The following is an 8700-nucleotide window of genomic DNA, read 5'->3' on the forward strand; positions in this document are numbered from 1 at the left end:
CCCGGCCCTCGGGTCGTTCCTCGCCGGCGCGTCGGTCCTGCGCCGCAGCGCCTTCCGCGAGGTCGGCGGCTTCTCCCGGCGCCTGTGGCTCGGCGGGGAGGAAGAGCTCATGGCCGCCGACCTCGCCGCCGCGGGCTGGGAGCTGTGCCACGTGCCCGAGCTCGTGCTGCACCACCAGCCCTCGCCGGCGCGCGAGCGGCTGCGCCGCCGCCGGGACGGGGTGCGCAACACCCTGTGGTTCACGTGGCTGCGGCGGCCGCCCGCGGCCGCGGCGCGCCGGACCCGGGACGTCGTCCGGGCCCTCCCGCGCGACCGCACGAGTGCCGCGGGCCTCGCCCTCGCCCTCGCCGGGCTGCCGTGGGTCGTGCGCGAGCGCCGCGTGCTGCCGCCCTACGCGGAGGAGCGGTTCGCCGCGCTCGAGGACAGCCAGCGCCGGTCCACCGCGCGCCACTACGGCTGAGCGGGGCCGGCGGCGGGGCTCAGGACGCCGCGGCCTCCGACGGCGTCCGGGCGCCGCTGCGCCGCACCGCGCGCTTCTGCAGGGTCAGCACGAGCGAGGCCGCGAGCGCGGACAGCAGCGAGCCCACGAGGACGGCGACCCGGGCGCCGTCCTGCACCGCGCCGGCGTCGAACGCGAGCTCGGTGATGAGCAGCGACACGGTGAACCCGATCCCGGCGAGGAAGGCGACGCCGAGCAGGTCCAGCGTCCGCAGCCCGTCGGGGAGCTCGAGCGGCGTCAGGCGCGCCACGAGCGCCGTCACGCCCAGGACGCCGAGCACCTTGCCGAGGACGAGGCCGAGGACGACGGCGATCGTCACGGGCTGCGTCAGCACGCTCCCGAGCCCCCCGGCGTCGACGACCGAGACCCCGGCGGCGAAGAAGGCGAAGACGGGCAGGGCCAGCGCGGCGGACAGGGGCCGGACGGCGTGCTCGTAGCGCTCCGCCACGGACACGCCCTCCCCGCTGCGGGCGACCGCCGGCACCGCGAAGCCCAGGACGACGCCGGCGACCGTCGCGTGCACCCCGGACTCGTGGACGAGGACCCACGTGACCGCGGCGACCGCGACCAGGAGCACGACGAGGCCGGTGCGCGCGCCCGTGCTGCCGGGGCGGCGGACGCGCGAGACGAGCGCGAAGACGACCACGAGCGGCAGCGCCGCCAGGAGCCACAGGACGGAGAGGTCGTCCGTGTAGAAGACCGCGATGATCGTGATGGCCAGCAGGTCGTCGACGACGGCGAGCGTCAGCAGGAAGGTGCGCAGCCCGACGGGCAGCCCCGTGCCGACGACGGCGAGGACGGCGACGGCGAAGGCGATGTCCGTGGCGGTCGGCACGGCCCAGCCCTGGAGGCCGTCGGCGCCCGCGACGAGCAGGACGACGGCGTAGACGAGCGCCGGCAGCGCCATCCCGCCGAGGGCCGCGACCGCCGGCACCGCCGCCGTACGGGGGTTCCGCAGGCTGCCGGCGACGATCTCGTGCTTGAGCTCGAGGCCGACGACGAAGAAGAAGATCGCCAGCAGGCCGTCGGCCGCCCACGTGGACAGGGACAGGTCCAGGTGCAGCGACGCGGGGCCCACCACCGTCTCGGCGAGGCCCTGGTAGGTCTCCCGCCACGGGGAGTTGGCCCAGACCAGGGCGACGAGGGCCCCCAGCAGCAGCAGCGCGCCGCCGAGCCGCTCGCCGGACAGCAGGGCGGCGAGTCCTCTGCGGTGCTCGTCGACCTCGTGCGGCCCGACGTCGGTGGGGCTCTGGGGGGCGCTCGCGCCGGGGCGGCTCTGGCTCATGGGGCACCTCGCGGGGTCGACGACGTCGGGCGCCGACCAGGCTTCCCGGCTCACCACCCGCACCGCTCGTGCCGGGCACGGGTGCTCCACCGTACGGGGAGCGGCGGGGCGCGGGGCGCACCGGCCACGGGCCGGGACGCGCGGGGGCGTGGGACCCGTTCAGTGCACGAGGACGTCGCGGCCCCGCCAGGCCTCCCGCCGCGCGCCCTCGGGGTCGAGGACGACGCGGTCCTCGAGGTCGAGCACGAGGGTGGTCCGCTGGTCCGGGTCGTAGGCCGGCCAGCGGCCGACCCCCGGGTCCGGCGTGCCGTGCCGGACGAAGTGCAGCCAGTGCCGCTGCACGCGGTCGGCGAGCGCGGCGACACGCCCGTCGCGGTCCAGGCGCTGCAGCGAGCGCCGCAGCGGCGCGTACGGCCACAGCAGGTACAGCTCGACGCCGTGCGTGGCGCCCAGGCCGAAGGTGCTCGGCCCCCAGTCGACCCGGTAGCGCCAGGTCGGGCTGTGCGCGGCGTGCGCGTCGCTGTGGTGGATGCTCGGCATGGTGAAGATCAGGTGCGACCCCAGGTCGGTGAGGCCCCGCTCGTCGTCGGGGTAGGCCCCGAGGATGCGGTCGACGTCCTCCGCCGGCGCCGCCGCGTCGAGCGCCGCCGCCAGGCGCGGGCGGGTCTCGGGCAGGACGTCGCGCACGAAGCGGCGGAAGAGCGTGTGCTCGTCGCGGTTCGTGCCCGCGAGCAGCGGCACCGGCGGGGTGCGGGTCGCGTGCGCCGCCGCGAGCGACGCCGGGAGCAGGTCGTCGTCGAACCACGGACGGGTCACCAGACCCTCCGGGCGGGTCGCGGAGACGGCGGCCACGGCCCGGAGCAGGTCGCGGGTCGAGGCCTGCCAGAGGCCCTCGGGCTCCTCGCGGCTCACGCCGAGCTGCGAGCACAGCTCGCGGGCCAGCCGCGCCGCGTCCTCCCGGTCGGTGGCGATGGACAGGGCGCCGCTCTGGCAGATGGCCGCAGAGAAGAGCCCCCTCGCGGCGGGGCTGCTCATGAGCAGGGCGACGGACGCCGAGCCCGCGGACTCCCCCGCCAGCGTGACGCGCGCCGGGTCCCCGCCGAAGGCCTCGACCGCGTCGCGGACCCACTCCAGCGCCCGTACCTGGTCACGCAGGCCCGCGTTGCTCGGCACCCGCTCGGGGTCGACCCCACGGCGTCCGGGGCCGGGACGACCGACGGCGTCGGCGAGGTCGACGAAGCCGAAGGCGCCGAGCCGGTAGCCGACGCAGACCACGACCACGTCGCCCCGCGCGGCGAGCACGGCGCCGTCGTACTCCCCCGGGCTGCCGGTGACGAACGCGCCGCCGTGGACCCAGACGAGCACCGGACGGCGTCGTCCGTCCGTCGCCGCGCCGGCGGGGGCGTGGACGTCGACGGTGAGGCAGTCCTCGGTGCGCCGTCCCGTGGCGCCGAGCACGAGCCCGAGGGACCGGGGCAGGACCGGCACCGTCTGCGCGCAGGCAGGCCCTGGGCCCGTCGCGTCGAGCACGCCACCCCACGGCGCGGGCGGCGCCGGTGCGGCGAAGCGGTGCTCGCCGACCGGGGGCCGCGCGTACGGGACGCCGCGCCAGGAGTCGGCCTCGCCGAAGGCGGTGCTGCGGCGCAGCCCCCGGACGGCGCCCGACGGCGTCCGGGCGACGACGTCGTCCCCCGCGGGCACGGACGCGCCGGGCAGGAAGACCCGACCAGGCACGGCAGCGCCCTCGTCGGGCGGGACGGCGGGTGCGCCGCCGGGGGCGCGGGGGCGGCGACCGGGCATCACGCGACCAGCCTCGCCGTGCCATCCGTGCGGCACCAACCGGGGCGGGGGGCGTGACCGGGGCGACCGCGTCCGGCCCTCACCCGTCGCGGTCGACGCCGGGACGCGCTGAGACACTGGGGCGTGCCCGCCCTCCCCGTGCCGCCGACGTCGCCGCGCACCCGTGCGCGCCTGCGCACCACCTTCCGCGTCCTCGCCGTCGTCGAGGCGGTGACGTGGGCGGGGCTCCTGCTGTCGATGGGCTGGCACTACCTGCTCGACGGCAGCCGCCACGGCATCGAGGTCTTCGGCGCCCTCCACGGCACGGCGTTCCTCCTGTACGGCGTCTCCACGCTGGCCACCTGGGGCGTCCAGCAGTGGTCGTGGCGTGTCGGCCTGCTGGCCCTCGTCGCCGCCCTCCCGCCCGTCGGCACGGTCGTCTTCGAGGTCTGGGCCCAGCGCCGCGGCCTCCTGGAGGACGTGCCGGCTCCCGCCCGGGGCTCCGACGCCGTCCGCTCCGGCGCCCGCGGCGACGCGCAGTAGCGCCGTCCCCCCACCCCCCGACGTCGGCGACGACTCCGACCCAGGACCACCCCACCCCCGACGTCGGCGACGACTTCGGGTGAGGTGGGGCCCGGGTGACGACCGGGTCGCGCGGCCCGCACGCACGAGAGCCCCGCCGACGACGTCGGCGGGGCTCTCGGTCACGGCCGTCACGAGGACGGCGCGCGGGTCAGCGCGCGGCGTCCCGGTCCAGGCGGACCTGGGCGCGGCGGCCCTTGATGGTGCTGCCGCGCAGGGCGGCGACGACGTCGTCCGCGGCGCGCTCCGGCACCTCGACGAGCGAGAAGCGCTCGGTGATCTCGATGGCGCCGATGTCCTTGCCCTTGACCGGCGACTCGTTGGCGATGGCGCCGACGAGGTCGGCCGGACGGACGCCGGCGCGGCGGCCGACGCCCACGAAGAGGCGCGCGTTGCCGGCGGCGGGGCCGCTGCGGGGACCCGTGCGGCCGCCGCGGGAGGCCGGACCGCGGCTGTCGCCCCGGTCACGGCTGCCGGCACCGCGGGGGCCGACGTCGCGGGCGGGTCGGCTGTCGGGCGCGGGGATCTCCACGTCGTCGACGGCGCCCTGGGCGGCGTGCGCCATCCGCAGGGCGGCGAGCGCGACCTCCTCGGCGCCGTGCTCGGCGAGCAGCGCGTCGAGGACGCCCCGCACCTCGTCGAGCTCGGAGCGGTCGCCGGCCAGGACGGCTGCGACGGCCGCCTGCGTCTCGCCGAGCCGGTGGGCGCGCAGGTCCGCGACCGTGGGCAGCGGCGCGATCGTGATCGGCGCACCGGCGACCCGCTCGATGACCGAGAGCTGACGTCGCTCGCGGGGCTCGGCGAGCGTGAGGGCGACGCCTTCGCGACCGGCGCGGCCGACACGACCGATCCGGTGGACGTAGGACTCGGGCGCGGACGGGACGTCGAAGTTCACGACGTGGCTGAGCTGCTCGACGTCGAGCCCACGGGCGGCGACGTCGGTGGCGATGAGCAGCTGGGCCGCCCCGGCGCGCAGGCGGGAGACGACCTTGTCGCGCTGCTCCTGGCTCATCCCGCCGTGCAGCGCCTCGGCCCGGTAGCCGCGGGCGCCGAGGCGCTCGGTGATCGTGTCGACCTCCTCGCGCGTGCGGCAGAAGACGAGCGCGGCGTTCGGCTGCTCGAGGTCGAGGATGCGACCCAGCGCAGCCACCTTGTGCTGGCGGCCGACGACGTACGCCGTCTGGCGCACGCGGGGCGCCTCGCCCTCGGCCGTCCGCTCCTTGGCGATCCGGATCCGGACGGGCTCGGTCAGGTGCTGGCGGGCGATCCGGTCGATGCGGGGCGGCATCGTGGCCGAGAAGAGCACCGTCTGCCGCTGTGCCGGGGCCGCGGAGAGGATCTCCTCGATGTCCTCGGCGAAGCCCATGTCGAGCATCTCGTCGGCCTCGTCGAGCACGACGGTCTGGACCCCGCCCAGCGGCAGGGTCCCGCGGCCGATGTGGTCGATCGCGCGGCCCGGCGTCGCGACGACGACGTCGACGCCCCGCTGCAGCTCGCGCAGCTGCCGGCCGATCGGCGTCCCGCCGTAGACGGCGAGGACGCGCGCGCCCAGCTGCTTGCCGTAGGTGGCGATGGCCTCGGAGACCTGGATCGCGAGCTCGCGGGTCGGCACGAGGACCAGCCCGACCGGGCTGCGGCCGCCGCCCGCGGGCACCTTCTCCAGCAGCGGCAGCGCGAAGGCCGCCGTCTTGCCGGTGCCGGTGGCGGCCTGGCCGAGCAGGTCGTGGCCGGCCATCAGCGGACGGATGGACTCCGCCTGGATCGGCGTCGGCTCCTCGTACCCCAGCCCGTCGAGGGCGCGCAGCACCTCGCGACGGATGCCCAGGTCGGCGAAGGTCGGGCCCCGGTCGGCCTCGGGGGCGTCGTCGTCGGTGGTCTCGTCGGCGGAGTCGCCCCCGTCCGACGCGGCCGGCTGCAGGCCGTCGGCGGCGGAGGAGCCCTCCGTGCGCTCGTCCGTGGAGTCGCGGCGGCCCTGGGCCGGGACGCCGGCGCGCTCGTCGGGGACCTGCTGGTCGGAGGTCGGCTCGTCGACGCCGCCGGCCTGGTCGGGGGTGCGGTCGTCGGCCTCGTCGGCGGGGCCGTGCTCGAGGTCGGGGCGGTCGAGGGCAGGGGCGCTGGTGCTCAAGGGTCTCCTCGGGAGGGTGGTGCGTCGACGCACCGGCGGCAGGTCGCAGCCTGCGAGCGGCTGCGGCGGAGGGGACCTGTCGGCCGTGGACCCTGTGGAGATCGATCGCCGCCTGAGACGCCCGTGACCCTGAGGTCCTCGTGCTCACGTGCCCGCTGCGCGGACCCACCTGGCTGCTCGACCTGCGTCGCGCCCGTCCGGGCGCTCGGGCGCCCGCTCCTCCGTACACCAGCAAGTGTGCCGCACGCCCCCGCATTCCCCGACCTCGAGGACGTCCCCCGGGCATCGGCGCCGCTCCACCGGCACGACGTCGTGGACGTGCCGCGTCCCGGCGCTCCCCGGAGCGAGACGTCGTCGACGTGCCGCCGCCGAGGCCCACGACGAGCAAGAGGTCGTCGAGGTGCTGTCGCAGCGCGCGAGAAGTCGTCGAAGTGCTGTCGAACGGGCTCGCAGCGCGCGAGAAGTCGTCGAAATGCCGCCACGAGGGCTTACGTCGAGCGGGAAGTCGTCGAAGTGCTCTCGAACGGGCACGCGTCGGGCGGGGCCTGGGCGCGGCTCAGGTGGCGGGCTCGGCCTCGCGGGTCGGCTCGGGGCCGGCGGGGGTCCCGAAGCGGGCGACGAGCTCGCGCTTGAGGACCTTGCCGCTGGGGCCGAGCGGCAGGTCGTCGACGACCTCGACGCGGCGCGGGTACTTGTACGCCGCGATCCGGTCGGCGGCGTAGGCCCGCAGCTCGTCGGCGGACGTCGTCGCGCCCTCGACGAGGACGACGGCCGCGGCGACCTCCTCGCCGTGCCGCTCGTGGGCGACGCCGAAGACGGCCACGCGGGCGACGTCCGGGTGCGCCGCGAGGACCTCCTCGACCTCGCGCGGGTACACGTTGTAGCCGTTGCGCAGGATCATGTCCTTGGTGCGGTCGACGATCGTCAGGTAGTCGTCCTCGTCCTTGGTCCCGAGGTCGCCGGTCCGGAACCAGCCGTCGACGACGGCGGCCGCGGTGTCGTCCGGTCGACCGAGGTAGCCCTTCATGAGGTTGTGGCCGCGGACGACGAGCTCCCCCATCTCGCCGCGCGGCAGGAGCTCGACGCGGTCGAGGACGTCGTGGCGCGCGACCTCGACCTCGACGCCCCAGATCGGGACGCCGACGGTCCCCGGCCGCGGCGGGCGCCCGACCGGGTTGAAGCTCGCCACCGGCGAGGTCTCGGTGAGGCCGTAGCCCTCGTGGATCTCGACGCCGAAGACGTCGCGGAAGCGGTCGATGACCGCCACGGGGATGGCCGCCCCGCCCGAGACGCCGTACTTCAGCGGCGGTCGCCGCTCGTCCTTCGCGGCGGCCTCGAGGAAGGCCATGTACATCGTCGGGACGCCCATGACGACGGTGCAGCCGTGCTCGACCATGAGCGAGAGCGCCGTCGCGCCGTCGAACTTCGGCACGAGGACCATCGTGGCGCCGGCCCGGAAGGTGGTGTTCATGGCGCACGTCTGGCCGAAGGTGTGGAACAGGGGCAGGCAGCCGAGGACGACGTCCTCCGGCGACATCCGGAAGGTGTCCAGCAGCGACGTCTCCACCTGCGACACCAGCGCCAGGTGGCACCCCTCGGCGCCCTTGGGCCGCCCGGTCGTGCCGCTCGTGTAGAGGATCGTCGCGGTGTCGTCCGGCTGCCGCGGCTCCACGGCGGTGACGGGCTCCGCCGCCGCGGCGAGGTCCTCCAGCCGGACGAGGCCCTGCTCGCGGGCGAGGTCCTCGGGCGCCAGCACGGTGAGGACGTCGACGCCGGCGGCGCGGGCACCGCGGGCGCCCTGGGCCAGCAGCGGCGCGGCGCACACGAGCAGGGTCGCCTCGCTGTCCTCCAGGACGTACTGGATCTCCGGGCCCTGCAGCAGCGCGTGCACGGGGACGACGACGCCCCCGAGCGCGAGCACCGCGAAGTAGGCCCGCGGGAAGTCGGCCACGTTCGGCAGCAGCAGCGCCACTCGCGTGCCGGGTCCGACACCCCGCTCGCGCAGCGCCCCGGCGTAGGCGCGGGTCTGGTCCCAGAGCTCGGCGTAGGTGATCCGCTCGTCCCCCACGACGACCGCGGTGCGGTCGGCGTGCCGCACCGCCGACTCGGCCAGGATCGTGGCGACGGACAGCGTGGCGAAGCCCTGCATGGCATGCGCTCCCGAGCTCGGGGGCCGCGCCGTCGCGACCCGCGTCCCGGCAGGGTAGGTGGCGTGCCCACGGGCCGGCAGGCGGAGCACCGCGCACGACCCGACCGGGTGCCCCGCGCCGGTGGTGGGCCGCCCCTGCCCGCCCCCCCGACCCGCTCGTCGGCCTCCCGTCCCCCGTGCGTCCGCGCCGCGGGCACAACCGAGCGCGAGGCGACCTGCAGACGTCGCGTCCCGTCCACGTCACCGCAGGTCAGCAACCCTGCGCCGTCTTCGAGGCGCAC

Annotated in this window: 6 protein-coding genes; 2 read left to right on the forward strand and 4 right to left on the reverse strand. The window is 76.7% G+C overall.

The genetic code is table 11. The features are described from left to right. Positions 1–460: glycosyltransferase family 2 protein (locus tag WDZ17_RS15385; RefSeq protein WP_422632003.1), on the forward strand; the 460-nt coding region annotated here is incomplete at its 5' end. 19 nt (positions 461–479) lie between these two features. On the opposite strand, the gene nhaA is transcribed toward WDZ17_RS15385, so the two are convergent. Both nhaA and WDZ17_RS15395 read right to left on the reverse strand, forming a co-directional pair. Further along, positions 480–1784 carry a Na+/H+ antiporter NhaA gene (nhaA, locus tag WDZ17_RS15390; protein ID WP_339576062.1) on the reverse strand — a complete coding sequence of 435 codons (1305 nt, stop codon included), beginning with the start codon at positions 1782–1784 and terminating at the stop codon, positions 480–482. A 159-nt stretch (positions 1785–1943) separates the two neighbouring features. Then, the gene (locus tag WDZ17_RS15395) at positions 1944–3518 is read right to left on the reverse strand and encodes a carboxylesterase/lipase family protein (RefSeq protein ID WP_339576063.1); all 1575 of its coding nucleotides are present in this window, start codon (positions 3516–3518) and stop codon (positions 1944–1946) included. A gap of 189 nt (positions 3519–3707) precedes the next feature. Between WDZ17_RS15395 and WDZ17_RS15400 the strand changes: the two genes are divergently transcribed. Then, entirely contained in the window at positions 3708–4106 is a 399-nt protein-coding gene (locus WDZ17_RS15400) for a DUF3817 domain-containing protein (RefSeq protein WP_339576064.1), read from the forward strand. A 190-nt stretch (positions 4107–4296) separates the two neighbouring features. Here the strand turns inward: WDZ17_RS15400 and WDZ17_RS15405 are convergent, their stop codons facing one another. Both WDZ17_RS15405 and WDZ17_RS15410 read right to left on the reverse strand, forming a co-directional pair. Further along, on the reverse strand, positions 4297–6063 hold the full coding sequence (locus WDZ17_RS15405; protein WP_422632007.1) for a DEAD/DEAH box helicase: 1767 nt from the start codon (positions 6061–6063) through the stop codon (positions 4297–4299). 763 nt (positions 6064–6826) lie between these two features. Next, positions 6827–8419: a long-chain-fatty-acid--CoA ligase gene (locus tag WDZ17_RS15410; RefSeq protein ID WP_339576066.1), complete on the reverse strand. Its 1593-nt coding sequence runs from the start codon at positions 8417–8419 to the stop codon at positions 6827–6829. Positions 8420–8700 lie beyond the last annotated feature (281 nt).

Origin of the sequence: Pseudokineococcus basanitobsidens (assembly GCF_037482545.1) — a bacterium.
GTDB classification, from domain to species: Bacteria; Actinomycetota; Actinomycetes; order Actinomycetales; family Quadrisphaeraceae; genus Pseudokineococcus; species Pseudokineococcus basanitobsidens.

Excerpts from the sequence above, each read along its gene's own strand:
- nhaA (WP_339576062.1), bottom strand. The coding sequence starts at position 1,784 with ATGAGCCAGAGCCGCCCCGGCGCGAGCGCCCCCCAGAGCCCCACCGAC.
- WDZ17_RS15410 (WP_339576066.1), bottom strand. The coding sequence starts at position 8,419 with ATGCAGGGCTTCGCCACGCTGTCCGTCGCCACGATCCTGGCCGAGTCG.